The organism is Brevundimonas sp. GCM10030266 (genome assembly GCF_042666595.1).
Classification (GTDB): domain Bacteria; phylum Pseudomonadota; class Alphaproteobacteria; order Caulobacterales; family Caulobacteraceae; genus Brevundimonas.
The window spans coordinates 301,427-327,779 of record NZ_JBHTCY010000004.1 but is presented as its reverse complement, the minus strand read 5'-3'; the positions used below and the strand labels follow the sequence as shown (position 1 = coordinate 327,779).

Annotated in this window: 32 protein-coding genes; 18 read left to right on the top strand and 14 right to left on the bottom strand. The window is 68.8% G+C overall.

The genetic code is table 11. The features are described 5' to 3' along the window. Window positions 1–28: 28 nt before the first annotated feature. From ACFQQC_RS13905 to ACFQQC_RS13895, 3 genes are read right to left on the bottom strand one after another with little or no spacing between them, the layout of a single operon-like run. The gene (locus ACFQQC_RS13905; protein ID WP_376863036.1) at window positions 29–826 is read right to left on the bottom strand and encodes a TrmH family RNA methyltransferase; all 798 of its coding nucleotides are present in this window, start codon (window positions 824–826) and stop codon (window positions 29–31) included. Further along, window positions 826–1,728 (bottom strand): class I SAM-dependent methyltransferase, encoded by a 903-nt coding sequence (locus ACFQQC_RS13900; protein WP_376863035.1) that lies wholly within the window; start codon window positions 1,726–1,728, stop codon window positions 826–828. Before ACFQQC_RS13900 ends, ACFQQC_RS13905 begins: the two co-directional genes overlap by 1 nt. After that, window positions 1,700–3,082: a glycosyltransferase family 2 protein gene (locus ACFQQC_RS13895; RefSeq protein ID WP_376863033.1), complete on the bottom strand. Its 1,383-nt coding sequence runs from the start codon at window positions 3,080–3,082 to the stop codon at window positions 1,700–1,702. The genes ACFQQC_RS13900 and ACFQQC_RS13895 overlap by 29 nt, the downstream gene beginning before the upstream one ends. A 187-nt stretch (window positions 3,083–3,269) precedes the next feature. On the opposite strand from ACFQQC_RS13895, the gene ACFQQC_RS13890 reads away from it, so the two are divergent. From ACFQQC_RS13890 to ACFQQC_RS13875, 4 genes are read left to right on the top strand one after another with little or no spacing between them, the layout of a single operon-like run. Further along, window positions 3,270–3,899 carry a TetR/AcrR family transcriptional regulator gene (locus tag ACFQQC_RS13890; protein ID WP_376863032.1) on the top strand — a complete coding sequence of 210 codons (630 nt, stop codon included), beginning with the start codon at window positions 3,270–3,272 and terminating at the stop codon, window positions 3,897–3,899. Next, window positions 3,896–4,708, top strand: a complete 813-nt coding sequence (locus ACFQQC_RS13885; RefSeq protein ID WP_376863030.1) for an ABC transporter substrate-binding protein — start codon at window positions 3,896–3,898, stop codon at window positions 4,706–4,708. The genes ACFQQC_RS13890 and ACFQQC_RS13885 overlap by 4 nt, the downstream gene beginning before the upstream one ends. Then, window positions 4,705–5,685 carry a FecCD family ABC transporter permease gene (locus ACFQQC_RS13880; protein ID WP_376863028.1) on the top strand — a complete coding sequence of 327 codons (981 nt, stop codon included), beginning with the start codon at window positions 4,705–4,707 and terminating at the stop codon, window positions 5,683–5,685. Before ACFQQC_RS13885 ends, ACFQQC_RS13880 begins: the two co-directional genes overlap by 4 nt. Further along, on the top strand, window positions 5,673–6,461 hold the full coding sequence (locus ACFQQC_RS13875; protein ID WP_376863027.1) for an ABC transporter ATP-binding protein: 789 nt from the start codon (window positions 5,673–5,675) through the stop codon (window positions 6,459–6,461). Before ACFQQC_RS13880 ends, ACFQQC_RS13875 begins: the two co-directional genes overlap by 13 nt. Here ACFQQC_RS13875 and ACFQQC_RS13870 read toward each other — a convergent pair. Then, window positions 6,428–8,518 (bottom strand): transglycosylase SLT domain-containing protein, encoded by a 2,091-nt coding sequence (locus ACFQQC_RS13870; RefSeq protein ID WP_376863025.1) that lies wholly within the window; start codon window positions 8,516–8,518, stop codon window positions 6,428–6,430. The genes ACFQQC_RS13875 and ACFQQC_RS13870 overlap by 34 nt on opposite strands. A 111-nt stretch (window positions 8,519–8,629) precedes the next feature. Here ACFQQC_RS13870 and dapA point away from each other — a divergent pair, with 111 nt between their 5' ends. Beyond that, on the top strand, window positions 8,630–9,511 hold the full coding sequence (gene dapA, locus ACFQQC_RS13865) for a 4-hydroxy-tetrahydrodipicolinate synthase (RefSeq protein WP_376863024.1): 882 nt from the start codon (window positions 8,630–8,632) through the stop codon (window positions 9,509–9,511). 16 nt (window positions 9,512–9,527) lie between these two features. Continuing rightward, window positions 9,528–9,998, top strand: coding sequence for an SsrA-binding protein SmpB (smpB, locus tag ACFQQC_RS13860; protein ID WP_331045404.1), 471 nt, complete (start codon window positions 9,528–9,530; stop codon window positions 9,996–9,998). A gap of 18 nt (window positions 9,999–10,016) precedes the next feature. Here smpB and ACFQQC_RS13855 read toward each other — a convergent pair whose 3' ends face one another. Together ACFQQC_RS13855 and ACFQQC_RS13850 are read right to left on the bottom strand one after the other, a co-directional pair. Continuing rightward, complete coding sequence (locus ACFQQC_RS13855; RefSeq protein WP_376863022.1) at window positions 10,017–10,208, bottom strand: hypothetical protein; 192 nt, start codon at window positions 10,206–10,208, stop codon at window positions 10,017–10,019. A gap of 120 nt (window positions 10,209–10,328) precedes the next feature. Further along, window positions 10,329–10,886, bottom strand: a complete 558-nt coding sequence (locus tag ACFQQC_RS13850) for an NYN domain-containing protein (protein WP_376863021.1) — start codon at window positions 10,884–10,886, stop codon at window positions 10,329–10,331. On the opposite strand from ACFQQC_RS13850, the gene folK reads away from it, so the two are divergent. From folK to ACFQQC_RS13790, 12 genes are all read left to right on the top strand, one after another. Then, window positions 10,885–11,460: a 2-amino-4-hydroxy-6-hydroxymethyldihydropteridine diphosphokinase gene (gene folK / locus ACFQQC_RS13845; RefSeq protein WP_376863019.1), complete on the top strand. Its 576-nt coding sequence runs from the start codon at window positions 10,885–10,887 to the stop codon at window positions 11,458–11,460. The two genes, ACFQQC_RS13850 and folK, sit on opposite strands and share 2 nt — an antisense overlap. Then, window positions 11,454–11,885 carry a cupin domain-containing protein gene (locus tag ACFQQC_RS13840; RefSeq protein WP_376863018.1) on the top strand — a complete coding sequence of 144 codons (432 nt, stop codon included), beginning with the start codon at window positions 11,454–11,456 and terminating at the stop codon, window positions 11,883–11,885. Before folK ends, ACFQQC_RS13840 begins: the two co-directional genes overlap by 7 nt. Before the next feature lie 84 nt (window positions 11,886–11,969). After that, on the top strand, window positions 11,970–12,329 hold the full coding sequence (gene rpoZ, locus ACFQQC_RS13835; protein WP_376863017.1) for a DNA-directed RNA polymerase subunit omega: 360 nt from the start codon (window positions 11,970–11,972) through the stop codon (window positions 12,327–12,329). 221 nt (window positions 12,330–12,550) lie between these two features. Next, a complete protein-coding gene (locus ACFQQC_RS13830) occupies window positions 12,551–14,617 on the top strand; it encodes a RelA/SpoT family protein (protein WP_376863016.1) in 2,067 nt (688 codons plus the stop codon). A gap of 29 nt (window positions 14,618–14,646) precedes the next feature. After that, the gene (locus tag ACFQQC_RS13825) at window positions 14,647–15,432 is read left to right on the top strand and encodes a TIGR00730 family Rossman fold protein (RefSeq protein WP_376863239.1); all 786 of its coding nucleotides are present in this window, start codon (window positions 14,647–14,649) and stop codon (window positions 15,430–15,432) included. Window positions 15,433–15,441: 9 nt separating this feature from the next. After that, window positions 15,442–16,029, top strand: coding sequence for an orotate phosphoribosyltransferase (gene pyrE / locus ACFQQC_RS13820; protein ID WP_376863015.1), 588 nt, complete (start codon window positions 15,442–15,444; stop codon window positions 16,027–16,029). Window positions 16,030–16,033: 4 nt separating this feature from the next. Continuing rightward, the gene (locus ACFQQC_RS13815; protein WP_376863014.1) at window positions 16,034–16,801 is read left to right on the top strand and encodes a pyridoxine 5'-phosphate synthase; all 768 of its coding nucleotides are present in this window, start codon (window positions 16,034–16,036) and stop codon (window positions 16,799–16,801) included. After that, on the top strand, window positions 16,798–17,199 hold the full coding sequence (acpS, locus tag ACFQQC_RS13810; RefSeq protein WP_376863012.1) for a holo-ACP synthase: 402 nt from the start codon (window positions 16,798–16,800) through the stop codon (window positions 17,197–17,199). The genes ACFQQC_RS13815 and acpS overlap by 4 nt, the downstream gene beginning before the upstream one ends. A 546-nt stretch (window positions 17,200–17,745) precedes the next feature. After that, complete coding sequence (gene lepB / locus ACFQQC_RS13805) at window positions 17,746–18,468, top strand: signal peptidase I (RefSeq protein ID WP_376863238.1); 723 nt, start codon at window positions 17,746–17,748, stop codon at window positions 18,466–18,468. Next, window positions 18,468–19,184 (top strand): ribonuclease III, encoded by a 717-nt coding sequence (rnc, locus tag ACFQQC_RS13800; RefSeq protein WP_376863011.1) that lies wholly within the window; start codon window positions 18,468–18,470, stop codon window positions 19,182–19,184. The genes lepB and rnc overlap by 1 nt, the downstream gene beginning before the upstream one ends. Beyond that, entirely contained in the window at window positions 19,181–20,128 is a 948-nt protein-coding gene (gene era, locus ACFQQC_RS13795; protein ID WP_376863010.1) for a GTPase Era, read from the top strand. Before rnc ends, era begins: the two co-directional genes overlap by 4 nt. 13 nt (window positions 20,129–20,141) lie before the next feature. Then, window positions 20,142–21,371: a serine hydrolase domain-containing protein gene (locus ACFQQC_RS13790; RefSeq protein ID WP_376863009.1), complete on the top strand. Its 1,230-nt coding sequence runs from the start codon at window positions 20,142–20,144 to the stop codon at window positions 21,369–21,371. Here ACFQQC_RS13790 and ACFQQC_RS13785 read toward each other — a convergent pair. The 8 genes from ACFQQC_RS13785 to ACFQQC_RS13750 form a co-directional block, all read right to left on the bottom strand. Beyond that, complete coding sequence (locus ACFQQC_RS13785) at window positions 21,368–21,895, bottom strand: dihydrofolate reductase family protein (RefSeq protein ID WP_376863008.1); 528 nt, start codon at window positions 21,893–21,895, stop codon at window positions 21,368–21,370. The genes ACFQQC_RS13790 and ACFQQC_RS13785 overlap by 4 nt on opposite strands. A gap of 161 nt (window positions 21,896–22,056) precedes the next feature. After that, window positions 22,057–22,461 carry a DUF1801 domain-containing protein gene (locus ACFQQC_RS13780; protein ID WP_376863007.1) on the bottom strand — a complete coding sequence of 135 codons (405 nt, stop codon included), beginning with the start codon at window positions 22,459–22,461 and terminating at the stop codon, window positions 22,057–22,059. Further along, complete coding sequence (locus ACFQQC_RS13775) at window positions 22,458–22,847, bottom strand: DoxX family protein (RefSeq protein WP_376863006.1); 390 nt, start codon at window positions 22,845–22,847, stop codon at window positions 22,458–22,460. The genes ACFQQC_RS13780 and ACFQQC_RS13775 overlap by 4 nt, the downstream gene beginning before the upstream one ends. 60 nt (window positions 22,848–22,907) lie before the next feature. Continuing rightward, window positions 22,908–23,351 carry a VOC family protein gene (locus ACFQQC_RS13770; protein WP_376863005.1) on the bottom strand — a complete coding sequence of 148 codons (444 nt, stop codon included), beginning with the start codon at window positions 23,349–23,351 and terminating at the stop codon, window positions 22,908–22,910. Between the two features lie 26 nt (window positions 23,352–23,377). Next, window positions 23,378–23,854, bottom strand: coding sequence for an SRPBCC domain-containing protein (locus tag ACFQQC_RS13765; protein WP_376863003.1), 477 nt, complete (start codon window positions 23,852–23,854; stop codon window positions 23,378–23,380). Between the two features lie 40 nt (window positions 23,855–23,894). Continuing rightward, entirely contained in the window at window positions 23,895–24,398 is a 504-nt protein-coding gene (locus ACFQQC_RS13760) for an SRPBCC family protein (RefSeq protein ID WP_376863002.1), read from the bottom strand. Continuing rightward, a complete protein-coding gene (locus tag ACFQQC_RS13755; protein WP_376863001.1) occupies window positions 24,382–24,729 on the bottom strand; it encodes an ArsR/SmtB family transcription factor in 348 nt (115 codons plus the stop codon). Before ACFQQC_RS13755 ends, ACFQQC_RS13760 begins: the two co-directional genes overlap by 17 nt. Window positions 24,730–24,833: 104 nt before the next feature. After that, entirely contained in the window at window positions 24,834–26,342 is a 1,509-nt protein-coding gene (locus ACFQQC_RS13750) for an acetyl-CoA hydrolase/transferase family protein (RefSeq protein ID WP_376863000.1), read from the bottom strand. Window positions 26,343–26,353: the final 11 nt, after the last annotated feature.

The window sequence follows — 26,353 nt, the reverse complement described above, 5'->3', positions numbered from 1 at the left end:
GCTCAGGCTTCGCCCTCAGGCCGCGCCCTCAAGCGGCGTCGGTCACCGCGTAGACCATGACACCCGTGGCGATGGCCAGGTTCAGGCTGTCGGCCCGACCGCGCATGGGGATCTTGACGTTGACGTCACAGGCGGCGGCCAGGGTGTCCGTCAGCCCGGCCTGCTCGTTGCCCATCAGGATCAGGGCCGGATGCTGGACCGGAGCGTCGCGGTAGCCGTGGGTGGCGTCCAGCCGGGTGCCGATGACGCTGCCCGGCCACGACGACCGCCAGGCGATGAACTCGGCCGTCGTCGCCTTCGCGATGGCCACGGCGAAGACCGAGCCCATGGTCGCCCGCACCGCCTCGGTGGAGTAGGGGTCCACGCAGTCGTCGATCAGGATCACCCCGCCGCAGCCCGCCGCATCAGCGGTGCGGATGATGGTGCCCAGATTGCCCGGGTCCCGCACCTGCTCCAGCGCCACCCAGCAGGGCGCGCTCTTCGGATTGATCGCCGACAGGGGCGTATAGACCTGCTCGAACACGCCCAGCACGGTCTGCGGATTGTCGCGGCGGCTGATCTTCTCGAGGATCGGGTGGGTGACCACCACGACCTCGCCGCCCGCCTTGCGGGTTTCGGCCTTGGCCCGGTCCAGCAGCGGATGCTCCCGCGCCTCCATCCCGACCAGCAGTAGCTTCGGCGTCTGGCCCTGATCCAAGGCCTCGCCGATGAACTTCAGCCCCTCGGCCAGGAAGCGCCCGGTGCTCTCGCGCTCCTTGCGCATGTTCAGGGCGCGCACGGCCTTGACCGTGTCATTGGTCAGTGAGGTGATCAGGCGATCGCTCATCAGCGGCTCCCGTCCCAGCGGGCAAAGAAGCTCAGGCCAATGGCCCGGCCGTCTGTCCCATGCTCGGCCAGCGCCAGTTCACCCCAGTCGATGGTCCCGCCGCGATCCGCCGTCGCCTCGGCCATCATGTGCGACAACGACAGGCCCGAGATGCGGGCGGCATAGGCGTTCAGCAGCAGGAAGGAGGCGTCGTCCGACAGCAGGGCCGCGCAGTCCTTCAGCAGGCCCGGCAGATCCTCGAACAGCCGCCAGACCTCGCCCGTCGGCCCGCGGCCGTATTTGGGGGGATCGAGGATGATGCCGTCGTACTTCACGCCCCGACGGACCTCGCGGGCCACGTATTTGCGGCAGTCCTCGACAATCCAGCGGATCGGCCGGTCGGCCAGACCCGACTGCTCGGCGTTCTCGCGGGCGTAGGCGACGGACTTCTTGGAGGCGTCGACGTGGGTCACCTCGGCGCCCGCCGCCGAACAGGCCAGCGAGGCCACGCCGGTGTAGCCGAACAGGTTCAGCACCTTCGGGCGCTTGAGAGTGCGCACCCGCGCATCCAGCCACTCCCAGTTCGCGGCCTGCTCCGGGAAGAAGGCCAGGTGGCGGAAGGGGGTGAAGCGTCCGGTGAAGCGCACATCGCGCCAGGCCAGCGGGAAGGTCTCGATCGGCTTGCCGGCGAACCGCCAGCGGCCGTCGTCGTCCTCATCCTGCGCCTGCGGGGCGAAGGTCGCGTCGGCGCGCTCGAAGGCCGCCGGATCGCGCGGCGACCAGAAGCATTGCGGCTCGGGCCGGACCACGGTGAAGCGGCCGTAGCGCTCCAGCTTCAGCCCGTTTCCGCTGTCCAGCAGGGCATAGTCCTCCCAACCCCGGGTGACGAGCGTTTCAGGAGACGGGTTCAGGCGCGGCGACATGGGCCGCTGATAGGCCGGACGGGGCGGCTTCGTCCAGCACGGCGTCAGCGGAAGGCGCCTCGCGCCGGTGCCGCGTCTTGTTCCAGACGAAGGGCTCGACCGCCAGCCGCCACAGGGCATGGACGAAGGCGAGGCTGAGCAGGCACCAGTAGAGCGGCGCCCGAACCATGTCCCAAGGCCCGTAGGCGACGCCCGCCCGCCGCGCCCCGACCTTGCAGGAGATCCAGGCCGTCACCGCGCCCAGCACCAGAACGCTCAGCGCCAGCCGGGACGTCTCGGGCGGCAGCCCGGCTGACAGGGCCACCAGCACCGACGCCGCCACCCACGACAGGGTGGGGCCATAGAGGGCGGCCGAGACCAGGGCGACGCCCAGGGTCATGCACAGGGCGAACAGCCCCCGCGGCCCCAGACCGGCGGGATCCCGCGTATGCACGCCCCAGGTCTGCATATAGCCCTTCAACCAGCGGGTCCGTTGCGGCAGCCAGTCGTAGAGCGGGCCGGGCGGCGTCTCCCAGGTCGGCCGCTCGATTATCCCGGCGCGCCAGCCTTGCCGCCACAGCCGGAAACCCAGGTCGGCGTCCTCGGTCACATTCCACGAATCCCAGCCGCCGATGGCCCGCAGCACATCGACGCGGAAATGGTTGCTGGTGCCGCCCAGCGGGAAGGGCAGCCCCAGTCGGGCCATGCCGGGCAGGGTGGTCTCGAACAGGGCCGCGTATTCGGCGGCGAACTGCCGGTCGATGAAGGGGGAACGCGAGCCCTCGACCGGGCGGATACGCAGCGGCGCCTGCAGACAGGCCAGCCGCCCTCCAGCGTCGGCCATGAAGCGCCGCGCGGCTTCCTTCAACTGACCGGGGTCGGGCGCATCCTCGGCGTCATAGACGGTCAGCAACGCGCCGGTGGCGTAGGGCAGGGCGCAGTTCAGGGCGCGCGGCTTGGTCGACGGAGCGCCCGGCGGGGCGATGAAGATCTCCAGCCACTCGGGACGATGCGCGGCAAGGGCGGCGGCGCGCGTGGCCGCATCCCGCGCCTCCAGCACCAGCAGTCCCTGCAGCCGGTCCGGCGGATAGTCGAGGGCGGCCAGCCGGGCGATCAGCTGATCCACCATCTCCGCCTCATCATAGAGGGCCGCCAGCACGGTATAGCGGGGCCAGAGCTCCGGCTCCGGTCCCTCACTCGCACGGGCCGGACGCAGCGACGCCACCACCAGCAGGCAGCGCCAGGCCGCGAAAACGAGGAAGGCTATGCCCGCGAGCGCGGCCAGTTGCTCGAACAGATCGCGCGAGGCGTTGCGGACAATCCAGCCAAGGCCCGCGACCAGGACCAGCACACCGATCCACTGGATCAGCGACAACCGCCGCAGCGCCGCGCTGCGGGCGCGCGAAAGCCCTTCCGGCGAGCGCTGTCCGGCAGGACTCCCGTTATTGCTGCAAGCCCCCGCTTCCACACGCGGAAGTTAACGTCAGGTTGCGCCGCTTTGCAACCGCTTGGCGTGGAGCCCCGAAAGCCGCTATTCAGATCGCAGACGTCCGGAGTCCCGCGTGACCACCACATCCGCCAGCGCCAAATCCGCCCGCAAACCCAAGGGGGAGGGGCACGAGCGACGCGCCGAGATCCTCGCGGCCGCCGAGCGCATCTTCGTCGAGCACGGCTATGAGGGGGCCACCATCCGCAAGATCGCGGACGAGGTCGGCCTGTCCTCGACCGCGCTCTACATGCATTTTTCCGAGAAGGGCGAGATCCTCCAGGAGATCTGCCGCCAGACCTTCGAATCCCTGCTGGCGGTCAACCGGGCGGCCCTGGCCGAGCCGGGTTCGCCCGAAGAACGGATGCGCAAGATCATGCGCGCCTATGTCGACTTCGGCTTCAACAATCCCAATGCCTATCGGCTGGTCTACATGACCAGTCCGGCGGAACTGCGCGAAGGCGCGCAGGATGCCGCGCAGGTCATGGGCGCGGAGCTCTTCGACGCCTTCCTGCAGGTCATCCGCGAGCTGGAGGCCGCCGGGCGGCTCAAGAGCGACGCCCGCACCACGGCCCAGGCCTTCTGGGCCGGCGGCCACGGCGTCATCTCCCTGATGATCGCCAAGCCCTATTTCGACTGGGTCGACCGGGAACAGTTGATCAGGACCCTGTTGGAGGGGCTGTTCGCGGGCCTGCTCAAGCCTTGAGGCGACGGGCGGCCATCGCCGCCGGGGGACTGCTGATCCTGACCGCGACCGTCGCCGAGGCCCGCCCCCTGCGGGTGATGGCGCTGGACCAGTGCGCCGACCAGTATGTGCTGGCCCTGAGGCCCGACGCTGAACTGGCCCTGTCACCCCGCGCCGACGATCCGGACGCCTGGCTGCGCGAGGCCGCGAAGGGCAGGGCGCGGGTGCGGCCGACGCTTGAGGCCGCCGTCGCCTTCCAGCCGGACGTCGTCGTCCGCTACTGGGGCGGCGAGCCGCGTCTGCTGACCCGGCTGGAGGCGCGCGGAACCGCGACCGCGACCATCGCCGACGCAACCGATTTCGACGGTATCCGCACCAACATCCGCGCGGTGGCCCAATCTCTCGACGCCGTGGATCGGGGCGAGGCCCTGATCGCCCGCATGGACGCCCGTCTGGTGCAGGCGGCGTCGGGACGACCAGCGCCGGGAGCGGAGCGGCCCTCCGCCCTGTACCTGACCCCGGGCGGCTTCACCGCCGGCAAGGACACCTTGATCGACGCCATCCTCAACGCCGCCGGCTTCCGCAACGCCGCCGACAGGCCCTTCTTCAGTCCGGTCAGCGTCGAGCGGATCGCCCTGTTCCCGCCGGTGCGCTTCGTGCTCGGCTTCTTCGACCAATCGCGGGCCGACTGGCGCGGGCCGGGACGCCATCCGGTCGTGCGCGACGCCGCGCGTGGCAAGGTCGCCGCGCGCCTGCCCGCCGCCGCCCTGACCTGTCCCGCCTGGTTCGCCGCCGACGCCGCCGCGATGCTGAAGGCCGACCGGGGGTGACCCGACTGACCCTGATCCTTGCGGCGGGCATCGTCCTGGCGCTGATCCTCGCGATCAGCTTCGGCGAAAGTCCGCTGTCGGCCGTCCAGTTCGCCCAGGCCTTCACCGACCCGGCTTCCGGGCCGGGCGAGGTGCTGTGGGCCGTCCGCGCGCCGCGCGCCGTGACCGCCTTGCTGGTCGGCGCCGCCCTGGGGCTCTCCGGCGCGGTGATGCAGGGCCTGTTGCGCAATCCACTGGCCGATCCCGGCGTTCTGGGCGTGTCCGCCGTCGCGGCCCTCGGCGCGGCCAGCGCCATCGTGCTGGGCGCCGCGGTCCTTCCCGGCGCGGTCGAGGCCTCGGCCCTGACCGGCGCCGGCCTGGCGGGCGGACTGCTGATCCTGTTCTCCAGCCGGGTGCGCTCGCCCGAGGCCCTGATCCTGTTCGGCGTCGCCCTGTCCAGCTTCGCGGGCGCGGCCACGGCCCTGATCTTCAACCTGTCGCCGTCCCCCATCGCCTCCGCCGAGGTGATGAGCTGGCTGCTCGGCTCGGTGCAGAACCGCAGCTGGATCGATGTCCTCTGGGTCGCCCCCACGCTCGCCATGTCCGCCGGCCTGTCCATGCTTGCCGCTCCGGGCCTGAAGATGCTCAGCCTCGGCGAGGAGACGGCCCAGACCTCGGGCCTGCCGATGGCGCGCCTGCGCCTGCTGGCCCTGCTGGCGGCGGCGCTGGCGACCGGGGCGGCGGTGGCGGTGGCCGGCGTGATCGGCTTCGTCGGTCTGGCCGCGCCGCATCTGGTGCGGGCGGCGGTGCGTGGCGATCCCGCCCGCCTGCTGGTTCCGGCGGCGCTGGCGGGCGGGCTGATGCTGGTCGGCGCCGACCTGCTGGCCCGGATCACCCCAACGGATCAGGAGCTGAAACTGGGCGTCTTCACCGCCCTGGTCGGCGCGCCCCTGTTCGCCCTGATCGCCTGGCGCGCGGCGCGGGAGTGGCGGCTGTGAAGGGGCTGGAGCTGATCAACGCCTCGGCCCGGCTCGGCGGCCGCGAGGTGCTCAAGGCCGTCAGCCTGACCGTCGCCGCCGGCGAACTGGTCGCTGTGGTCGGGCCCAACGGCGCCGGCAAGTCCAGCGTCATCCGGGCGCTGGCCGGGCTGCTGCCCCTGACGTCAGGCGAAGCACGGCTGGGCGGCGAGGCCCTGTCCCGGCTGTCCGCCCGGAGCCGCGCCGAACGGGCCAGCTACCTGCCGCAGGAGGGCCGCATCGCCTGGAACCTGCCCGCGATCGAGCTCGCCGCCCTGGGCGCGCCCTTCCTGTCCGCCTCCGACGCCCTGGCTCGCGCGCGGACTGCGCTGGAAGAGGTCGAGATCGGACATCTGGCGGATCGTGGCGTGGCGGAGATGTCCGGCGGAGAACGCGCCCGCGTCCTGCTGGCCCGCGCCCTGACCGCCAGCGCCGGAGCCCTGCTGGCGGATGAGCCGGTAGCCGGGCTGGATCCGGACGCGCAACTGCTGGTGCTGGATTGTCTGCGAACACGCGCGCAGGCCGGGCAGGCGGTGCTGGTCAGCCTGCATGACCTGACGCTGGCCGCCCGCTATTCGGATCGGGTCGTGGTGCTGGACGAAGGGCGGGTCGTCGCCGACGCCGCGCCGCTGATCGCCCTGACGCCCGAGGCCATGGCCTCGGTCTTCGGCCTCAATGCGCGCTGGATCGAGGGGCCCGACGGGCCCCTGCTGTCCAGCCTGCGTTACTCGCCCGAGGCGGGCTCCGGCGTCCGGTAGGGCTCCTCGCCCGACACTCCGGCATAGGGCTGCGGGCCACGCGGCACGCCCCGCCGCAGATCCTGCGACAGGCTCAGCGGCGCGGTCCCGCCGTTCAGCCGGGCCTTGTAGATCGACATGTTCTCCATGACCCGCATCATGTAGTTGCGCGTCTCGGTGAAGGGCGCGCATTCGATGAAGTCGATCGGATCAGTCGAGCCCGCGCGGGGATCGCCGCAACGCGCGATCCACTGCGGCGGCCGCGCCGGACCGGCGTTGTAGGCCACCGTCGCCAGCAGCATCGAGCCGTTGAAATTGTTGGTCAGGTCGCCGAGGTGGAAGCTGCCCAGCGTCATGTTGAAGTCCGGGTCATAGAGCCGCTCTTCGGAGAAGGGCAGGCCCAGCTGACGCGCCACGGTCCGGCCTGTCGCGGGCAGGAATTGCATCATGCCGCGGGCGTTGGCGTGCGAGCGGGCGCGGGGATCGAAGCTCGATTCCTGACGGGTGATCGCCTGGGTGAACTCCAGGGGCGCGGCGCCCGGCACGACCGGCGGGATGCGGATCGGGTACTGCCGTTCGGGCATCAGATAGCCGCGCTGGCTGGCCGCGCGCCCGATCATCATGGCCGTGAAGCCTTCGCCATAGCCGCGCGACGTGTCCATCATCAGGGCCAGTTGCTCGATGGTCGGGACATCGTCGTCCAGCTGATAGGCGAAGACGCGGAACAGGCTGGCCTCGCCGGTCTCGCCCAGCACGCGCCAGGCGCGAACCACCTCATTGCGCTCGAAGGCGGCGCGGTCGGCGTTCGACGGGTTCGGATCCGCCGGCAGGTTGATCGTCGTCAGCCCGGCCTTCTCGGCGGCCAACTGGCCGTAGAAGGTCTGGAAGTGACGCGCCCCGGCCCGGTAGAACTCGACCGCCGCCGGGGTATTGCCCTGGGCCTCGGCCGAACGGCCCAGCCAGTAGAGGGCGCGCCCCTGGGTGATCGGGGTCGAGGACGCTTCGCGCAAGGTCTCGAAGTGGCGCGCCGCGCGCGCCGGATCGTTCAGCTTGGTCAGGGCCACCCAGCCGGCGAAGAACTCGGCGTCCACCATCCGGTCGCCGGCGGTGAAGCCGTGACCGTTGAAGGCGTCATAGGCGCCCTGCCAGTTCCGCATCCGCAGGGCGTCCAGGAAGTAGTTCCGACGCTCCGACCACAGGGTGTTCTGCGCATCGGTGGAGGAGGGGGCGGCGGGCAGGTAGCGCAGGATGCCGAAGGCCTCCGACTGACGGTTCTGCGAGCGCAGGATCCGCACCCGCTCCAGCGCAACGGCGGGATCGACGGCCTGCGTCGGCGAAAGACCCGCTACGACGGAGTCGGGGCTGTAGGCGCTGCGCAGGGCCATGGCCGCATTGGCGACCGACTGCCGCTCGGGCGACACCATGCTCACCATGGCGCGGGTCGCAGGGCCATGGGGCCCCAGCAGCAGCATGTTCAGCCGCGTCTCGTGGTCGTCCTGCGTGAGGGTCGAGCCCCAGCGGGTCAGAATGCGCGCCTGCTGATCGGCTTCGAAGCTGCGGGTCCGCCACCACTCCTTGATCAGGCGGCGGGCCTCGTCGCCGCGACCGCGCTGGTCCAGCGCATCGGCCAGGGCGAAGGCGCCCTGCACGGTGACCGGCGCATCCCGGCTGAACAGGGCGATGGCGGCGTCGGGTCCGGCATAGGCCCGATCCAGCGCCTGCTCGGCGGCCTGACGGCGGGCGTCGGCGCGCGGCCATCCGGCGAAGCGGGTGTTTACATCCGCCAACTCGCCCCACGACATGCGGTCGGCGCTGGTGTCCAGCAGCGCCCACTCGACCAGCTTGCGGGCGGCCGGATCGCTGATCTGGGCCATTACGGCGCGGGCGCCGGGAATGTCACGGGCGCGGGCGGCGGCCAGCCCCTGCCGGAAGAGGGCGGTGTCCTGATCGTTCAGCGTGCGCGGCTGGTTGCTGACGGCATTGCCGGGCGTGGAGGCATAGTAAGGCGTCTCCTGCGAGAGCAGCATCTCAGGCGCGGGAGAGAGGGCCAGTACGGCCGCCAGGCTGATTCCGATCATTCCGTGTCCGATTCCCATTCGTCGCGGTTGCGGTCGCCGGTCCGGCGACCTACCCTCAAGCGCTTCTATTCAGGCGACTATCGCCCAACTCCACGCAGGACCATCGTTTCAATGACCGCCCCCTTGTTCAAGGGTGTGATCACCGCCCTGATCACACCACTTCGTGACGGAAAGGTGGACGAAGCCGCCTTCACCACGCTGCTCGAACGCCAGATCGCCGCCGGGGTTCACGGGGTCGTGCCGATGGGCACGACCGGTGAGAGCGCGTCCCTGCATCCCGAGGAGCATCAAAGGGTTGTCGAGCTGTGCGTTCAGGTCGCAGCCGGTCGCGTGCGAGTCATCGCCGGCGCCGGTTCGTCTTCGACCGACAAGGCCATCGAACTCGTCCGCCACGCCAAGACCGTCGGCGCGGACGGCGCCCTGGTGGTGACGCCCTACTACAACCGTCCCTCGCAAGCGGGCATGGCCGCGCATTTCGAGGCCATCGCCGAAGCCGTCCAACTGCCGATCCTGCTCTACAACGTCCCGGGTCGCACCGGTGTCGACCTGGCCAATGAGACCGTCGCCCGACTGGCCACGCATCCGAACATCGTCGGCATCAAGGACGCCACCGGCGATCTGTCGCGGATCAGCTGGATGCGCACCAACATTGACGGCCAGTTCGACCTGATCTCGGGCGATGATCCCAGCTACCTCGGCTATCACGGCCAGGGTGGGGTCGGGGTGATCTCGGTGACGTCGAACGTCTCCCCCGAAGGCATGGTCGCCCTGCACAATGCGGCCCAGTCCGGCGACTACGCCACGGCGCGCCAGTGGCAGGATCGCCTGATCGGCCTGCACAAGGGCCTGTTCCTGGACAATTCGCCGTCGCCCACCAAATACGCCCTGTCGCGACTGGGCCTCTGCACCGAGGAGGTGCGTCTGCCGCTGGCGCCGACCTCCGACAGCGTGAAGCCCGCGATCGACCGCGCGATGGCAGACGCCGGGCTCTGACAGGATTAAAAGGCTGATGGCCTCCGACAAACCCAAGATGAAGGTGATCGCCGAGAACCGGCGCGCCAAGTTCGACTACTTCCTCGAGGACTACACCGAGGCCGGCATCGCCCTGCTCGGAACCGAGATCAAGGCGCTGCGTGACGGTCGGGCCAATATCGCCGAGAGCTATGCGGCGGTGGAGGGCAGGGAGATCGTGCTCGTGAACGCCGACATCCCGCCCTACAAACAGGCCAACCGCTTCAACCACGAGCCGCGCCGGCACCGGAAGCTGCTGCTGCACCGCAAGCAGATCGACAAATTCATCGGCGCGGTCCAGCGCGACGGCCAAACCATCATTCCGGTCCGGCTGTATCTCAACGAAGCCGGCAAGGCGAAGCTCGAGATCGCGCTCGCCAAGGGCAAGAAGCTGCACGACAAGCGCGAGGCCAGCGCCGAGCGCGATTGGCAGCGCGACAAGGCGCGCCTGATGAAGGAACGGGGCTGAGCCCCGTCCGCTTCGGGATCAGCCGTTGAACGGCGTGGCGTCCAGCACCCCCGGCGCGGCGGCCGGCGCATAGGCGTCAGCGCCGCCAAGCGACGGCTTGAGCAGCGGCTGCAGGGCGATGCCCCCGAGCGCCACCGCCGCGGCGGCCAGTACTGCGATAAGCGCGGTTCTCCGTTCGCGGGGGGAGAAGACCCCGTTGCCCCTGATCATGACAGCCTCCAAAGCTGTCCGGTCAACGCCGCCATGGGGCGAGCGTTCCGCCGCCGTCGATCACGGTTTTACGACGCCTGATTCGCGTGGCGCGGCGGACACACCGGCGCCCGTCGCCGGTCAGTCCCGCAGCGTCGCCCCGCCCGAATTGCGCGGTCGCCCGATCTCGGACAGCAGGTCGTTCAGGTCCACGAAGGCGTCGGCCTGACGGCGCAGTTCATCAGCGATCTGGGGCGGCTGGCTCTTCACGGTCGAGACGACGGTCACCTTGACGCCCTTCGCCTGCACGGCCTGCACCAGACGCCGGAAATCGCCGTCGCCCGAGAACAGCACGATATGATCCAGCCGGGGCGCCAGCTCCAGCATGTCGACCGCGATCTCGATATCCATATTGCCCTTGGTGCGGGTATGCCCCTGAGCGTCGGTGAACCGCTTCACCGGCTTCTTCACGACGGTGAAGCCGTTGTAGTCCAGCCAGTCGACCAGGGGCTTGATCGGCGAGAATCCCTCCCCCTCGATCACGGCGGTGTAATACAGGGACCGAACCAGATCGCCCTTGGCGCGATACATCTCCACCAGCTTGCGGAAATCGAGGTCGGTGTTCAGGGCCTTGGCGGCGGAGTAAAGATTGGCTCCGTCGATGAACAGGGCGGTGCGGTCAGCGGGATTAGGCGTCATGGAAAAGGTCTCCGCGAAAACGGGCGTCCAGCCCCCCGTCGAAATAGACGGCGAGCCTGATCCGGACTCTGCCGTCATCGTCGCGCTGGGCTGCAATGACAAGGGCGTCTGGGCCGATTGCCGCGAGGCGCTGGAGGCCGCCCTGGCGCGCTTCCGGACCGAAGGCGTCGATGTCGTTGCGCGATCCTCGTGGTGGCGGTCCGCCGCCTGGCCCGATCCGACCGATCCCCCGTTCCTGAACGGCGTCGTCATCGTCCGCACCGCCCATGACGCCCATGCCCTGATGGCCGCGCTGGGCCGGATCGAGGACGCCTTCGGCCGTCAGAGGTCCGTCGCCAACGCCCCGCGCACCCTGGATCTGGACCTGATCGCCTATGGCCGTCTGAGCGGCGACCTGGACGGCCTGATCCTGCCACACCCCCGGGCGCACCAGCGTCTGTTCGTCATGGGACCAGTCGCCGAGGTCGCGCCGGACTGGCGTCACCCGGACAGTAACGAAACAGCGGCGACCCTCGCCGGCGCCGCCACCGTCGGAACAGACGCCACACCGGTGAAGGACACGCGGCAATGTTGATCATACTGGCCTCGCTCGCGCTCCTCACCGCGCAGGAACAGCATCCGCAGCCCGCGTCCCCGCCCGCCGGAAGGCCGCTGGTCATTCACGAAGCCGATGTCATGGTGCGCCAGCCGCCGCCCCATCGCGGCGAGGGGATGAGCACCGCCTACCGGATCTCCGACAGCGCCCCGAACCGGGCGATGGAGTTCCGCAAGCGCGTCCTGCATCCCGGCGCCTCGATCGGCGTGCATCCCATCGCCCATGACGAAGTCTATTACGTCATCTCCGGGACGGGAGAGTTGACAGCGGACGGCGTGGTCACCCCGATGACGACCGGCGACGCCGCCTATCTGTACGACGGCAATGTCGTCGGCATTCGCCAGACAGGCGAGGTTGATCTGATCCTGATCATCGCCTATCCGCTGGCCGAAAGGGCGCGCTGACGCCGTATTTGCGCCCATGTGGCGTTGCACAAGTCCTGCTGAATCTATATTTTGCGCGGTTCTATCCCGCGTCCGAGGAAATTCATGGCCCGCGTCACTGTCGAAGATTGCATCGAAAAGGTGCCGAACCGCTTTGGTCTGGTTCTGCTGGCCGGTCACCGCGCCCGCAACATCGCCAACGGCGCCGCCCTGACGATCGACCGCGACAACGACAAGAACCCGGTCGTCGCCCTGCGCGAACTGGCCGACGACACTGTCGCCCCGGCCGAGCTGCTGGAAAACATCGTCGTCACGCTGCAACGCGTCGATGAGCGCACCGAAGCCGAGGACGAGGCCGAAGTCGTCGCCCTGCTGGCCGAACCGCAGCACATGAACATGGCGGAAGCCGAGCTGATTCGTGCGCTGCAGAGCGACCGCGACGGCGGGCAGGAGGAGCGGTACTGACGGCCGACCCCGCCAACGGTATCACCATCCTGCCGGCGCGGCAGTCCGCGCCGACACCCGAAGCTGCCAATCTGAATGAACCGAACAGCGTTCCGCCTCCAATCCCGGAAGCGGAACCTGTCCGAAGCAAGGTTCTGCGCCAGTTCGAACTGATCGAGGCCGTCCAGGCCTATGACCCGACGGCGGACGAGAACCTTCTCAATCGCGCCTATGTCTACGCGATGAAGATGCACGGCTCGCAGTTGCGGGCCTCGGGCGATCCCTATTTCGCCCACCCGATCCAGGTCGCGGGCATCCTCACCGACTACCGGCTCGACACCGCTACCATCGTCACCGCCCTGCTGCACGACGTGGTCGAGGACACCTCGGCCACCCGTGACGACATCGCCCGCATGTTCGGCGAGGAGATCGCCGTCCTCGTCGAGGGCGTCACCAAGCTGTCGCGGCTCGAACTGCAGGCCGAGCACACGCGCCAGGCCGAGAACCTGCGCAAATTCATCCTCGCCATCAGCCGCGACGTCCGCGTCCTGCTGGTGAAGCTGGCCGACCGTCTGCACAACATGCGGACGCTCCAGTATGTGAAGCCCGAGAAGCGCGAGCGCATCAGCCGCGAGACGCTCGAAGTCTACGCCCCGCTGGGCCGCTCGATCGGCATCCACTCGATCGCGTCCGAGCTGGAAGAGCTGGCCTTCACCTATCTGAACCCGACTGCCCGCACCGCCATCGAGCGCCGCCTCGAGGCGCTGAAGCTGGAGCATGGCCGCGCCATCGGCGGCGTGTCGAAAGAGGTGGAGCGGGTTCTCGAGGAAGCCGGCGTCGCCGCCCGCGTTCTGGGCCGGGAAAAGACCCCGTACTCGATCTGGCGCAAGCTGCAGCGCAAGTCGGTCGGCTTCTCGTCCCTGTCCGACATCTACGGTTTCCGGGTGATCGTCGAGGCCGAGGACGACTGTTACCGCGCCCTGGGCGTGATCCACCGCGCCTGGCCGATGGTGCCCGAGCGGTTCAAGGACTTCATCTCGACGCCCAAGTCGAACAACTACCGCTCCCTGCACACCACGGTCGTCGGTCCCGGCGGCCTGCGCATCGAGATGCAGATCCGCACCGACGCCATGGACCGCGTGGCCGAGGACGGGGTGGCCGCGCACTGGCGCTACAAGAACAAGTCCTACGGCTTCGACAAGGAAGCGATGGAGCAGGACGGCGGGCGCGATCCGCTGCAGAACCTGCGCCACCTCGTGCAGGTCATCGAGCACGGCGAGGGCGGCGAGGACTGGGTCGAACACGCCAAGCTGGAGATGTACCTGGATCAGGTCTTCGTCTTCACGCCCAAGGGGTCGTTGATCACCCTGCCGCGCGGCGGCATGCCGCTGGACTTCGCCTACGCCGTCCACACCGAAGTCGGCGATTCCGCCGTCGGGGTGAAGGTCAACGGCGAGCTCAAGCCGATGCGGACCCAGCTCCAGAACGGCGACGTGGTCGAGATCATCCGCGGGGCCAAGCGCGAAATTCCGGCCGACTGGCGCTCCCTGACCGTGACCGGTCGCGCCCGCTCGGCCATCCGTCGCCACATCCGCACCTCTGAACGCGGCGAGTTCCAGAAGCTGGGGCGCGCGACCCTGGAGCAGACGCTGGTCCGGGCCGGCAAGACGCCGGACGAGATCACTCTCAAGCCCGTTCTGGAAACGCTCGCGGTCGCCTCCGATGACGATCTCTATGAGGCCATCGGCCGGGGTCGCCTGTCGGCGGCCAAGGTTGGCGAGACCCTGTTCCCGGCGCTGAAAGGCCGCCTGAAGGCCGGGCCGGACCGCAAGCGCATTGACGACGAGCAGGCCCGCCTGTTCGTGCGCGGCGGCGGGCTGACCCCGGGCGTCAGCGTCCACTTCGGCCACTGCTGCACCCCCGTCCCGGGCGACCGCATCGTCGGCATCATGGAGCCGGACGTCGGCCTGACCGTCCACACCATCGACTGCCAGCGTCTGGCCGACTTCGCCGACGACGACTCCGTCTGGCAGGATCTGCAGTGGACGCCGCAGGCCGAGCAGGGCGCCGTCGCCGCCGCCCGCATCCGCGCCACCATCAAGAACGCCCCCGGCGTCCTGGGCCAGGTCGCCACCCTGATCGGCGAGGCCGGCGGCAACATCCTGAACCTGGTGATGAGCCACCGGCAGCAGGACTTCTTCGACGTCGACATCGACATGGAAGTCGAGGACGCCAAACACGCCACCATGATCATGGCCGCCCTGCGCGCCAATCCCTCCGTCGATACAGTGGAGCGCGCCCGCGGGTGAGTGAAGACCGTCCCTCCAACGCCGCCCAGATGGCGTCGCCTTCCTACCGCCTCGCCGCCCTTGATCAGGACTTCGTGCTCAGCGAAGCTATGCGCGGCGCCCGCTTCCTGATGGAATACGAGAAGGCCGAACAGGCGCTCAAGGCCTGGGGCGTCCGCTCCACCATCGTTGTCTTCGGCAGCGCCCGCGTCGGCGAGGACGCCAGCCCCAGCCACGCCCGCTGGTACGCCGAGGCCCGCAAATTCGGCCGCATCGCCTCCGAGCGGGGCGGGGCCATGCGCGGTTCGGTCGGCCAACCGCGCGACAACGTCATCGCCACCGGCGGCGGACCGGGCATCATGGGCGCGGCCAACCGGGGCGCCAACGACATCGGCGCCCCGTCGATCGGCTTCAACATCACCCTGCCGCACGAGCAGGAGCCGAACCCCTGGTCGACGCCGGAACTGACCTTCCGCTTCCACTACTTCGCCATGCGCAAGATGCATTTCGCCATGCGCGCCAATGCGCTGGTCGTCTTCCCGGGCGGGTTCGGCACCTTCGACGAGTTGTTCGAGATCCTGACCCTGCGCCAGACCGGCAAGGAGCGGGCGATTCCCATCGTGCTGGTGGACGAGGCCTACTGGAAGGCCGTCGTCGGCTTCGAGGCGCTGGTCGAGCACGGCATGGTCGCGCCTGCGGACCTCGAACTGATCAGCTTCGCCGAGGACGCCGAGGACGCCTGGGCCGAGCTTCTGGCGCGCGGTCTGAACCCCGGCGGTGAAAACAGCACCGATCCGGCGCAACCGGCCCTTCAAAGCGAGACCGTGACAGGGTAGGGGACGCGCATGACCTCCGAAGACGTACTCAACGAATTCCGTGACGCCGGCGCCCTGCGCGAAGGCCATTTCGTCCTGTCGTCCGGCCTGCACAGCCCGACCTTCCTGCAGAAGAACCTCGTCTTCATGGACGCGGAACGCTGCGCCCGCCTGTGCAAGGCGCTGGCGGAGAAGATCACCGCCGCCGTCGGCCCGGTGGACGTGGCCATCTCGCCCGCCGTGGGCGGCATCATTCCCGGCTACGAGACCGCCCGCTGGCTCAAGGTTCCGTCGATGTACGTCGAGCGCGTGGACGGCGAGTTCAAGCTTCGTCGCGGCTTCCACGTCGAGCCGGGCCAGAAGGTCGTGATGGTCGAGGACATCGTCACCACGGGCCTGAGCTCGCGCGAGTGCATCGCGGCCATCAACGCCGCCGGCGGTGAAGTCGTCGCCGCGGCCTGCATCGTCGATCGCTCCGGCGGCCGCGCCGACGTCGGCGTGCCCCTGATCGCCCTGGCGACCCTGGACGTGCCGGCTTACCCCGCCGACGCCCTGCCGCCCGAACTGGCCGCCATCCCGGTCGAGGATCCGGGCAGCCGCCGGCTGTCGAAAGGCTGATTGAATGAGCGAACGGGTCCGGCTGGGCGTCAATATTGACCACGTCGCCACCGTGCGGAACGCGCGCGGCGGCCAGTACCCTGATCCGGTCCGCGCGGCGCAGGACGCCCTGATCGCGGGCGCGGACGGCATCACGGCCCACCTGCGCGAGGATCGCCGCCACATCTCGGACGCCGATATCGACAGCCTCTCCGCCGTCCTGCGCGATCAGGCCCGGCCGCTGAACCTCGAGATGGCGGTCACCCAGGAGATGCTGGCCATCGCCCTGCATCACCGGCCCCACGCCGTCTGCCTGGTGCCGGAGAAGCGCGAGGAGCGCACGACCGAGGGCGGCCTCGATGTCGTCGGCGGCCACAACTGGATCACCCCCGTCGTGCGTCAGTTGGCCGAGGCCGGTTCGCGCGTCTCCCTGTTCATCGGCGCGGACCCCGCCCAGATCACGGCGGCGCACAGTACCGGCGCGGCCGTGGTCGAACTGCATACCGGCGCCTACTGCGACGCCGTGCGCGAAGGCCGCGTTGAGGAGGCCGAGGCTGAACTGGCGGCCCTGCGTGCTGGCGCCGCCCAGGCCGCCGCACTGGGTCTGGAAGTCCACGCCGGCCATGGCATCGACTACGACACGGTCACGCCGGTCGCCGCCATTCCCGAGATCGTCGAGCTGAATATCGGCCACTTCCTGATCGGCGAGGCCATCTTCGTCGGCCTGGGCCCCGCCATCAGCCGGATGCGCGAGCTGATGGACCAGGCCCGCGGCCTCGAGGTCGCGGCATGATCCTGGGCGTCGGCGCGGACCTGTCGGACATCCGGCGCATCCAGCAGTCGCTGGACCGCTTCGGCGACCGCTTCCGCAACCGCTGCTTCACCGAACTGGAGCGCACCCGCTCGGACCGCAAGCCGGACCCGGCGTGGAGCTACGCCAAGCGGTTCGCCGCCAAGGAGGCCTGCGCCAAGGCGCTGGGCACCGGGATGCGCTCGGACGTCTACTGGAAGGACATGGGGGTGGTGAACCTGCGGTCGGGCCAGCCGACCATGGCCTTGACCGGCCCGGCGGCGGATCGTCTGGCGCGGATGACGCCGCCCGGACATGAAGTCCGTATCCATCTCACCCTCAGCGACGAGCATCCGTATGCACTCGCCTTCGTGGTGATCGAAGCCTTGCCCGTCGATTAATCAGGCTATACCGCTTGCGCCGCACAAGACCGCGCCGGCGGCTGGGGGATGAGAGCGAAGATGAGCGACGAGCACAAACCGCACGACGACCACGGCCAGACGCCGGACGCCGGTCAGGACACGCCTGAAACACCGGCGCCTGACGCTGTCGTGACGCCTGAAGCGCCCCTCGCGGACACGCCCGAGACCCCGACCGTCGAAACCGTCGAGGAACCGGCTGAAGCGCCGACTCCGGTCGAGGATGTCGTGGCTCAAACGCCCGCGCCCGTGACGGAGCAAGCCGCCGAGGCCGAGACCGTCGAACCCGCATCCGCTGATCCGGCGCCCGCCGCTGAGGAGCCTGTTCCGGCCGAGACCGTCGCCATCGGCGCCGCAGCCGCGGCCTTCACGGTCGCCGCCGCCAGCCAGCCCGAAAAACGCCCCGTCTGGAGCGACGACGGCGACGCCCCGTTCGAGGATGTCGACACCACGCCGGTCTACGCCCGGACGAAAAAGTCGAAGAAGGCCAAGCCCGCGAAGAAGGAGCCGACCGGCTTCTTCGGCGAACTGTGGGAAATCGCCAAGACCATCGCCGTCGCCCTGCTGATCGCCCTGGTCCTGCGCGTCCTGCTGTTCCAGCCCTTCACCATCCCGTCCGCCTCGATGGAGCCCAACCTCTATCAGGGCGACTACATCGTCGTGTCGAAATGGTCCTACGGCTATTCGAAGCATTCGATCATCGGCAGCCCGTCGATCTTCGACGGCCGCATCCTCGAACAGACGCCCAAGCGCGGCGACATCGTGGTGTTCAAGCTGCCGAGCGACAACCGGACCGACTACATCAAGCGCCTGATCGGCCTGCCGGGCGACCGGGTCCAGATGATCGACAATGTACTGCACATCAACGGCCAGGCCGTGCGTGACGTGGTCGTTTCGCCGCCCGACCTGACGGATGCCTTCGACCGTCCGATCACCCAGCTGGACGAGACCTTCCCGGACGGCTCCAAGACCTACCGCATCCAGGACTTTGGCCCCGGCAACCTGCTGGACGACACGCCGGTCTTCATCGTGCCGCAGGGTCAGTATTTCATGATGGGCGACAACCGCGACAACTCGATCGACAGCCGTGTCGATCCGGCCCAGAGCGGCGTCGGTCTGGTCCCGGCCGAGAACCTGATCGGCAAGGCCGAGATCATCCTGTTCTCGTGGAACGAGGGCGCCTCGCTGCGCAACCCCGTGTCGTGGTTCACCAAGGTTCGTCTGAGCCGCTGGTTCAAAGTCCTGCACTGATGACGGATCGCCGGGCCGAGGCTGTTCGTGCGCTCACGCGCAACCTCGGCCATGACTTCGCCGATCCGACCCTGCTCGAACAGGCCCTGACCCACGCCAGCGTGGGCGAGGGCGCCGAGCGGGACGCCCGCGGCCGCCCCTTCCTGGACAATCAGCGGCTGGAATTCCTGGGCGACCGGGTGCTGGGCTTGCTGGTCGCCGACCGGCTGATGCGCGACTTCCCCGAAGCCGACGAGGGCGACATGTCCGCCCGTCTGCACGCCCTGGTCGACAAGGCCGCCTGCGCCCGCGTGGCGGAGCGGCTGGGCGTCGGACCGGCCATGCGCCTGTCGCCGGGCGAGGCCAAACAGGGCGGTCGCCGCCGCGAAGGCGTGCTGGGCGACGCCATGGAGGCGCTGCTGGCCGCCGTCTGGCTGGACGGCGGCATCGAGGCGGCGCGCAAGGTCTTCGCCCACGCCTGGCAGCCCGAGTTCGCCGCCAATCCGAAGAAGGCTCTGACCAACCCCAAATCCGCCCTGCAGGAGTGGGCGCTGGGGCAGGGGCGGGCGCTTCCGACCTATCGAATTGTCGAGCGAACGGGCTCTGACCACGCCCCGACATTCACTGTTGAAGCAAGCGTAGCCGGATATCCGCCCTTGACCGCACAGGGGCGATCACGTCAGGACGCGGAGAAAGCGGCCGCGACGGCCCTTCTCCAACGTGAAGGCGTGATTTGACCGAGATCCAGAACCAGCGCGCAGGCTTCGCCGCCATCATCGGCGCTCCCAACGCGGGCAAGTCCACGCTGGTCAACCGGCTGACCGGGACCAAGGTCTCGATCGTCACCCAAAAAGTGCAGACCACACGCTTCCCGGTGCGCGGCATCGCCATCTATGGCGACGCCCAGATCGTGCTGGTCGACACCCCCGGCATCTTCAGCCCGCGCCGCCGTCTGGACCGCGCCATGGTCGCCTCGGCCTGGGGCGGGGCGGATGACGCCGACGTTGTCGTCCACCTGATCGACGCCGCCTCGCACATCGCCGCCGAGACCAAAGACGGTCAGGCCGCCGACCGCCGCTCGGCCGAGGACACCCAGACTATCATCGCGGCCCTCAAGGAGGCCGGAAAACAGGTCATCCTGGCGCTGAACAAGATCGACGGCATGCGCCGCGACACCCTGCTGGCCCTGTCCCAGTCGCTCTATGACACCGGCGTCTACAGCGAGGTCTTCATGATCTCGGCCCTCAGCGGCGACGGCGTCGACGATCTGGGCCAGCGTCTGGCCGAGGCCATGCCCGCCGGGCCGTGGCTCTATCCGGAAGACCAGTCCGCCGACGTGCCCATGCGCGTCCTGGCCGCCGAGATCACCCGCGAGAAGGTCTATCTGCGCGTCCACGAGGAACTGCCCTATTCGGCGGCCGTCGAGACCACCTCCTTCGAGGACAAGCCGGACGGCTCGGCCCGCATCGAGCAGACCATCTATGTCGAGCGTGAAAGCCAGCGCCCGATCGTCCTGGGCAAGGGCGGCCAGACCCTGAAATGGATCGGCCAGAAGGCGCGCGAGGAGCTGACCGAGCTGATGGACCGCCCGGTCCACCTGTTCCTGACCGTCAAGGTCGATCCCAAATGGCAGGACAGCCGCGCCCTCTACGCCCAGTTCGGGCTGGACTACGACGTCTGAGAGTTCGCGTTCGGTGTTCAACGTCCCCCGTCGCGCCGGGAACCACCCCCGGCTCGCCCTCGCAATTCTGTCGGTCCTCTTCCTGGCCGTCGTCGGGCTAGTCGGCTGGAGCCTGATCCGCCCCGCGCCGTCGCCCGAGGCGCGGAGCGAGCCCCTGCCGCCGCGCCCGCCGGTCGAGGTCGTCGAGACCCTGCCCGGACTGAAGGGCCAGCTGGATCACTGGGGCGCCACCGGCCAGTTCACCGGCGGCGTGCTGGTGGCGAAGGGCGATCAGGTCCTGTTCCGTCAGGTCTATGGCCCCGCCAACCGCGAGGAGGGTCGGGCCATGGCGCTGAACACCCGTTTCCGTCTCGCCTCGATCAGCAAGCAGTTCACCGCCGCCGCCATCCTGCGCCTGCAGGACGAGGGCCGGCTGTCGGTCGATGATCCGGTCTGCCAGTACATCCAGCCCTGTCCGGCGGCCTGGCAGCCGATCCGGCTGCGCCATCTGCTGTCCCACACCTCCGGCATTCCCGACCTGATGGCCCGGCCCGGCTGGGGCGTCCGCCGCGTCACCCCCGCCACGCCCGCCGAGCTGACCGAGGACTCGAAGCGCTTCGGCCTGCAGTTCGAGCCGGGGACCAAGGTTCGCTACAACAACGCCGGCTTCAACCTGCTGGGCGCCGTGGTCGAGGAGATCACCGGCATGGGGCTGCATGACTATCTGCGGCAGGCCTTCTTCGATCCGCTGGGCATGGCCGACACCGGCTATGACGACGGCGGCCCCGACATGGCGATGGGTTATGCCAATCTGGTCGGCGGGATCGCGCCCCAGCCGAAAGCCAACGTCAGCATCGTCTATGCCGCCGGAGCGCTCTACTCGACCCTGGATGACCTGCTGATCTGGGAACGCGCCCTGCATCGGGGCCATGTCCTGTCCGAGACCAGCTACCGACAGATGATCGCCGACCACGCGCCGGACGACACTCCCGACGAACGCGGCAAGCCTCGCCGCCTTTGGGGCTACGGCATCTACGAGAAGGCCTTGGGCCGTCAGGTCCAGCCCGCCTTCGACGACAACCAGATCTTCCACACCGGCAGTTGGTCCGGCTTCCGCAACCTGATGACCTATCAGCCGGATCAGGACGTCACCGTGATCGTGCTGTCGAACAACTATCACCAGCGTGAAGCTGTCTTCCTCCTGTCCCAGCAGGGCATGGCGGAAGCGCTGGGCCGGGACTTCCCGACCGTGGTGGCGCGTTAGGCCTGACGGTCCTCGCGCGCCCAGCGTTCGCGACGGGCCAGTTCGGCCGGACCGGGCTCCTGTTCCGCCACCGATCCGGTCACCACCTCGCCAGCCAGTCGATAGACGCTGACCACCACGCCGGTCGCGGACGGGGTGCTTTTCTCCAGCGTCCAGCTGCGCGGACTGGCCCCGTCGTCAAACAGCCGCTTGCCGCGCCCCAGCATGATCGGGAAGGTGAGGGTGGTCAGCTCGTCGATCAGGCCCGCGCCAAGCAGCGCATGCACCAACTCGCCGGAGCCCTGGATCAGCAGGTCGCGCCCCTCGGTCGCCTTCAGCGCCCGCACGGCCTCGACCACATCGCCCTCCAGCCGGTGGCTGCCCGCCCAGCTCATCGGCGTTTCCGGCCCGGCGGCGACGTATTTGTTGATGGCGTTGAAGGTGTGGCCGATCTCGTCGTCCATCGTCGGCCAGTAGGCGGCGAAAATCTCATAGGTCCGGCGACCCAGCAGCAGGTCGTAGTCCTCGCCCATCGCCTCGCCCATCAGCCCGCCGACCGCCTCGTCGAAATGCGGCCAGACCCAGCCGCCGTGGCCGAAGCCGCCGGTCGTGTCTTCTTCGGGCCCGCCCGGCCCCCTGCATCACGCCGTCGATGGAGAGGAAGGTCGCCAGTCGGATCTTGCGCATCGGAAGTCTCCCTTGATCTTCACAAGCGGGCGGTGGGATCGCCCAGTTCCAGATTCAGGTCGATGGCGGCCCGGACCAGTCGGGACATCGCCCCGACATCCACCGGATCACCCTCGCCAAAGGTCATGTTCGCCAGCTCGTACTTGCCGCTGGCCTTGAGTGCGGGCGTCAAGTCCCGCAGGCGCTTGCCCCGCCAGAGGCCGAACAGCACCCGTTCGTCCTCGGCGCGGATCAGGCAAACCGGCCCGGCGGCGAACAGGACGATATGGCCCCATTTGATCCGCTCGTCCGATCCGCCGCCGTCCTTCACCGCCTGCCGCAGGGCCACGACGGCCTCACGCCGCCAGCCGTCCTGCGCGGCCTCATAGGCGTCCGGGTCCGCTCCCCGGAAATTGTGCCTCATGCCCGCGGTCGAGCCGTTCACGGGACGCGCCGGACCGGCAGGCGCTGGCGCAGGTCCGCGTCGCGCAGCCACAGGCCGCCCCACATCACCAGCCCCAGCCAGACGCCGAACAGGGTGTGACTGAACAGGGGGCTTCCGGCGTTCATATGGGTGGCGATGGCGCCGCCCAGGATGGCGGTCATCATGATCGCGCCCAGCAGGGCCGTCCGTCGCCAGACGTAGAGCAGGGTGGCGACCAGTTCGAGCACGCCGATCAGCAGGATGGCGCTTCCGGGCACGCCCTGCGGCGAGGCCTCCCGCGCGATGTCGGGCATCAGGAATTTCGGGGCGATCGACGCGCCGAGCATGAACAGGACGAACAGTCCGCTCAGCACGCGTCCGGTCCAGACCATGGGGGTGGCCTTCATGGGTGCCTCCGGCGATGAAAGGGAAGAGCGGGGCGGCCCGAAACCGCCCCGGAGACGGCGTCAGCCCTGCGGCGGCTGCCAGTCCCGCGACGGGATGGTGTTCACCATCCACGGAATGCCGAACCGGTCGACCAGATTGCCGTAGCCCGGCGACCAGAAGGTCTCGCCGAAGGCCATGAGCACTGTGCCGCCCTCGGACAGAGCGTCGAACCAGGCCTTCGCCTGCGCCGCGTCCTCGGTGTGCAGGGTGACGTCAAAGCCGTTCTTCGGCTTGTCGATGTTCGGGCCGAACTCCGGCGGGATATCCGCGCCCATGATCGACTGGTCGCCGACATCCAGCCAGCAGTGCATCAGCCAGTCCTTGTACTCCGGCCCGATCGGCATGTCCGGCGGACCGTCGCCGAAGGGATAGGCTGCGGTCACCTTGCCGCCCAGGACGCGGGCGTAGAAGTCGAAGGCCTCGCGGCATTCGCCCTTGAAACTCAGACTCGTCACGATCTTCATGGTCGTCTCCTCCTCTGTGTTCTTTGTCAGTCGGGGTTGGCCGCCAGCCAGGCCTCCAGCCGGTCGGCGGTGCTGTTCCAGCCGTATCTGTGGCCGGTCAGGCTCTGTTCGGACTTCAGGCCCTGATGGGTAAAGTCCATTACCGTCCGCCCGTCCGAGGTCTCGGCCAGTTCGACAGTCACCAGCGTGTCGACCGGCGGGCCGTCCTCATGGCTCTCGTCCCATTTGAAGGTGAAGACGAGGCGTTCGGGTTCGACGATCTCGCGATAGGTCCCGCCCTGCCACAGATGCTCACCGGTCTCCGGCGAGGTCAGGCGGATGCGCCATTCGCCGCCGACCCGGAAGTCGGTCGTCACATGGGTGGCGGGCCACTCGACCGGCCCCATCCACAGGACCAGCACCTCCGGCTGGCTCCATGCCCGCCACACCAGGGCGCGGGGGGCGTCGAAGGTCCGTTGCATCCTCAGCGTCGGCCGGGTCTCGAGGTCTTCTGCAAGGGTCATCGCGTCTTTCCTGAAACCGGCCGGGCGCGGCGTTCAAACGTCAGAGCGTCTTGATCAGTTCGTTCAGCTGGTCGGCCACCTGGCCCCAGCCTTCGTGGAAGCCCATGGCCTCGTGCTGCTTCATGGTCTCGGCGTTCCAGTGGCTCGCGGTCGCGGTGTATTTGGTCTTGCCGTCGGCGGTCGGCTCGAACTCGATCCGCGCCACCATGAAGGGCTGGCCGGACGGTTTCCAGTCGGGCGTGAAGGCGTCGGTCGAGATCAGGCGGCGGTTCTCGACCACCTCCAGGAAGATCCCCGAGTTGGGGAAGCGCTCGCCGTCCGGGCCGTTCATGACGAAGTTGAACCGTCCCCCGGCGCGCGGCTCCACCACCGCATCGGTGATGCTCCACGGCTTGGGCGCGAACCACTGGCTCAGGATCGCGGCGTCCGTATAGGCGCGGAACACCTTCTCCGGCGGGGCGTCGATGATGCGCTCCAGCACCAGGTCAAAGGCGTGGGCGACGCCGTCGGTGTCGCACGGATTGTTGTCAGTTTCGGTTGCCATCGTCGTTTCCTTTCTGAACCTTGCGCAGATAATCTTCCAGACGATCGAAGCTCTTCTCCCAGTAGCGGCGATAGTGCTCCAGCCACTCGGCCATGCCCTTCATGGCCATGGGCTCCAGCCGGGCGGGTCGCCACTGGGCCTCCCGACTCCGGCTGATCAGGCCGGCCTTCTCCAGAACCTTCAGATGCTTCGACACGGCCGGGAGGCTCATGTCGAACGGCTCGGCCAGCTGGTTGACGCTGGCTTCGCCCTCGGTCAGCCGCGCCAGGATGGCCCGACGGGTCGGGTCGGCCAGGGCGGCGAACTTGGCGGAGAGCGGATCGGTTTCCATCGGGGCGCTTCGTATCTAACTGAGAAGTTAAATGCGCCCACCCCGCCCCATTGTCAACCGTTCGGTTAAATAGAAGACGAAGAGGCCCGCCAAGGCCTCCGGGCTTACGCCCGCATCGAGCCGGTCTCGATGAACCGCTGGTGCCAGGACAGGGCCTCGGGCAGCAGGTGCGGGGTCTGCAGGCCGTACGATCCGGCCAGCGCCCGGGCGTGATAGTCGGCCAGGGCGTCGCGATAGTCGGGGTGGCCGCAGTTCTGGATGATCACCTTCGCCCGCTGCTTGGGCGACAGGCCACGCAGGTCGGCCAGCCCCTGTTCAGTGACGATGACCTGCACGTCCTGGGTGATGTGGTCGACATGGCTGGCCATCGGCGTGATGGCCGAAATCTTCCCGCCCTTGGCCGTCGAGGGCGACATGAAGACCGAGATGTAGGCGTTGCGCGCGAAGTCGCCCGAGCCGCCGATGCCGTTCTGGATGCGCGACCCCATGACATTGGTCGAGTTCACATTGCCGTAGATGTCGGCCTCGATCATCCCGTTCATGGCGATGCAGCCGAGGCGGCGGATCAGTTCGGGATGGTTCGAAATCTCCTGCGGCCGCAGGATGATCTTCGAGCGGAAGGCCGCCATCTCGTCGTTCAGCCGCGCCGCAGCCTCCGGGCTCAGCGAGAAGGCGGTGGCCGAGGCGACGGTCAGCTTGCCCGTCTCCAGCATGTCCAGCATCCCGTCCTGCAGCACCTCCGTATAGGCGGTCAGACCCTCGAACGGACTGTCGTTCAGACCCGCCATCACCGCATTGGCGATATTGCCGACGCCCGACTGCAGCGGCAGCAGGGTCGCGGGGATGCGCCCCAGCTTCACCTCATGCTGCAGGAACTCGATCAGGTGGCCGGCGATGGCCCGGGCAGACGCGTCCGGCGCCGCGAAGGGCAGGTTGCGGTCCGGCGCATCCGTCTCGACGATGGCGGCGATGCGGTCCGGGTCGACGCGGAAGGTCGGCTGGCCGATGCGCTGGTCGCTGCGCACCAGCGGGATCGGCACGCGCGCCGGGGGCAGGGCGGTGCCGTAGTAGATGTCGTGCATCCCCTCCAGCGCCGGGTTCTGCCAGCGGTTGACCTCCAGGATGATCTTCCCGGCCCGGTCCAGCCAGGTCTTGTTGTTGCCGACCGAGGAGGAGGGGATCAGCTCACCGTCGGCGGTGACGCCCGACACCTCGACCACAGCCGCATCCAGCGGGCCGAGGAAGCCCTGCCACGCCACCGGCGCGACCTGGCTCAGGTGCATGTCCAGATACTCCATTTCGCCATTGTTGATCTTCTCGCGGGCGATGGGATCGGAGTTGTAGGGCAGGCGGAACTCGATGCCGTCGGCCTTGGCCAGGGCGCCGTCCAGTTCAGGCCCCGTCGAGGCGCCGGTCCAGACCTTCAGGCGGAAGGCCTCGCCGCGCTCATGGGCCGCCTCCATCCGCGCCGCCAGCGCCGTCGGCACCGCCTTGGGATAGCCGGAGCCGGTGAAGCCGCTCATGCCGACGGTCGAACCGGGCGTGATCAGGGCGGCGGCGTCCCCGGCGGACATGACCTTGGACTGCAGGGCGGCGGAGCGGATGCGGGACATGGGGGAGGACC

What these genes read in the sequence shown, in the direction of transcription:
- ACFQQC_RS13905 (WP_376863036.1), bottom strand. Translation starts at nt 826, where the DNA reads ATGAGCGATCGCCTGATCACCTCACTGACCAATGACACGGTCAAGGCC.
- ACFQQC_RS13900 (WP_376863035.1), bottom strand. Translation starts at nt 1,728, where the DNA reads ATGTCGCCGCGCCTGAACCCGTCTCCTGAAACGCTCGTCACCCGGGGT.
- ACFQQC_RS13870 (WP_376863025.1), bottom strand. Translation starts at nt 8,518, where the DNA reads ATGATCGGAATCAGCCTGGCGGCCGTACTGGCCCTCTCTCCCGCGCCT.
- dapA (WP_376863024.1), top strand. Translation starts at nt 8,630, where the DNA reads ATGACCGCCCCCTTGTTCAAGGGTGTGATCACCGCCCTGATCACACCA.
- smpB (WP_331045404.1), top strand. Translation starts at nt 9,528, where the DNA reads ATGGCCTCCGACAAACCCAAGATGAAGGTGATCGCCGAGAACCGGCGC.
- ACFQQC_RS13855 (WP_376863022.1), bottom strand. Translation starts at nt 10,208, where the DNA reads ATGATCAGGGGCAACGGGGTCTTCTCCCCCCGCGAACGGAGAACCGCG.
- folK (WP_376863019.1), top strand. Translation starts at nt 10,885, where the DNA reads ATGGAAAAGGTCTCCGCGAAAACGGGCGTCCAGCCCCCCGTCGAAATA.
- ACFQQC_RS13850 (WP_376863021.1), bottom strand. Translation starts at nt 10,886, where the DNA reads ATGACGCCTAATCCCGCTGACCGCACCGCCCTGTTCATCGACGGAGCC.
- ACFQQC_RS13840 (WP_376863018.1), top strand. Translation starts at nt 11,454, where the DNA reads ATGTTGATCATACTGGCCTCGCTCGCGCTCCTCACCGCGCAGGAACAG.
- rpoZ (WP_376863017.1), top strand. Translation starts at nt 11,970, where the DNA reads ATGGCCCGCGTCACTGTCGAAGATTGCATCGAAAAGGTGCCGAACCGC.
- ACFQQC_RS13830 (WP_376863016.1), top strand. Translation starts at nt 12,551, where the DNA reads ATGAAGATGCACGGCTCGCAGTTGCGGGCCTCGGGCGATCCCTATTTC.
- ACFQQC_RS13825 (WP_376863239.1), top strand. Translation starts at nt 14,647, where the DNA reads ATGGCGTCGCCTTCCTACCGCCTCGCCGCCCTTGATCAGGACTTCGTG.
- pyrE (WP_376863015.1), top strand. Translation starts at nt 15,442, where the DNA reads ATGACCTCCGAAGACGTACTCAACGAATTCCGTGACGCCGGCGCCCTG.
- ACFQQC_RS13815 (WP_376863014.1), top strand. Translation starts at nt 16,034, where the DNA reads ATGAGCGAACGGGTCCGGCTGGGCGTCAATATTGACCACGTCGCCACC.
- acpS (WP_376863012.1), top strand. Translation starts at nt 16,798, where the DNA reads ATGATCCTGGGCGTCGGCGCGGACCTGTCGGACATCCGGCGCATCCAG.
- rnc (WP_376863011.1), top strand. Translation starts at nt 18,468, where the DNA reads ATGACGGATCGCCGGGCCGAGGCTGTTCGTGCGCTCACGCGCAACCTC.
- ACFQQC_RS13785 (WP_376863008.1), bottom strand. Translation starts at nt 21,895, where the DNA reads ATGGGCGAGGCGATGGGCGAGGACTACGACCTGCTGCTGGGTCGCCGG.
- ACFQQC_RS13775 (WP_376863006.1), bottom strand. Translation starts at nt 22,847, where the DNA reads ATGAAGGCCACCCCCATGGTCTGGACCGGACGCGTGCTGAGCGGACTG.
- ACFQQC_RS13770 (WP_376863005.1), bottom strand. Translation starts at nt 23,351, where the DNA reads ATGAAGATCGTGACGAGTCTGAGTTTCAAGGGCGAATGCCGCGAGGCC.
- ACFQQC_RS13765 (WP_376863003.1), bottom strand. Translation starts at nt 23,854, where the DNA reads ATGACCCTTGCAGAAGACCTCGAGACCCGGCCGACGCTGAGGATGCAA.
- ACFQQC_RS13760 (WP_376863002.1), bottom strand. Translation starts at nt 24,398, where the DNA reads ATGGCAACCGAAACTGACAACAATCCGTGCGACACCGACGGCGTCGCC.
- ACFQQC_RS13755 (WP_376863001.1), bottom strand. Translation starts at nt 24,729, where the DNA reads ATGGAAACCGATCCGCTCTCCGCCAAGTTCGCCGCCCTGGCCGACCCG.
- ACFQQC_RS13750 (WP_376863000.1), bottom strand. Translation starts at nt 26,342, where the DNA reads ATGTCCCGCATCCGCTCCGCCGCCCTGCAGTCCAAGGTCATGTCCGCC.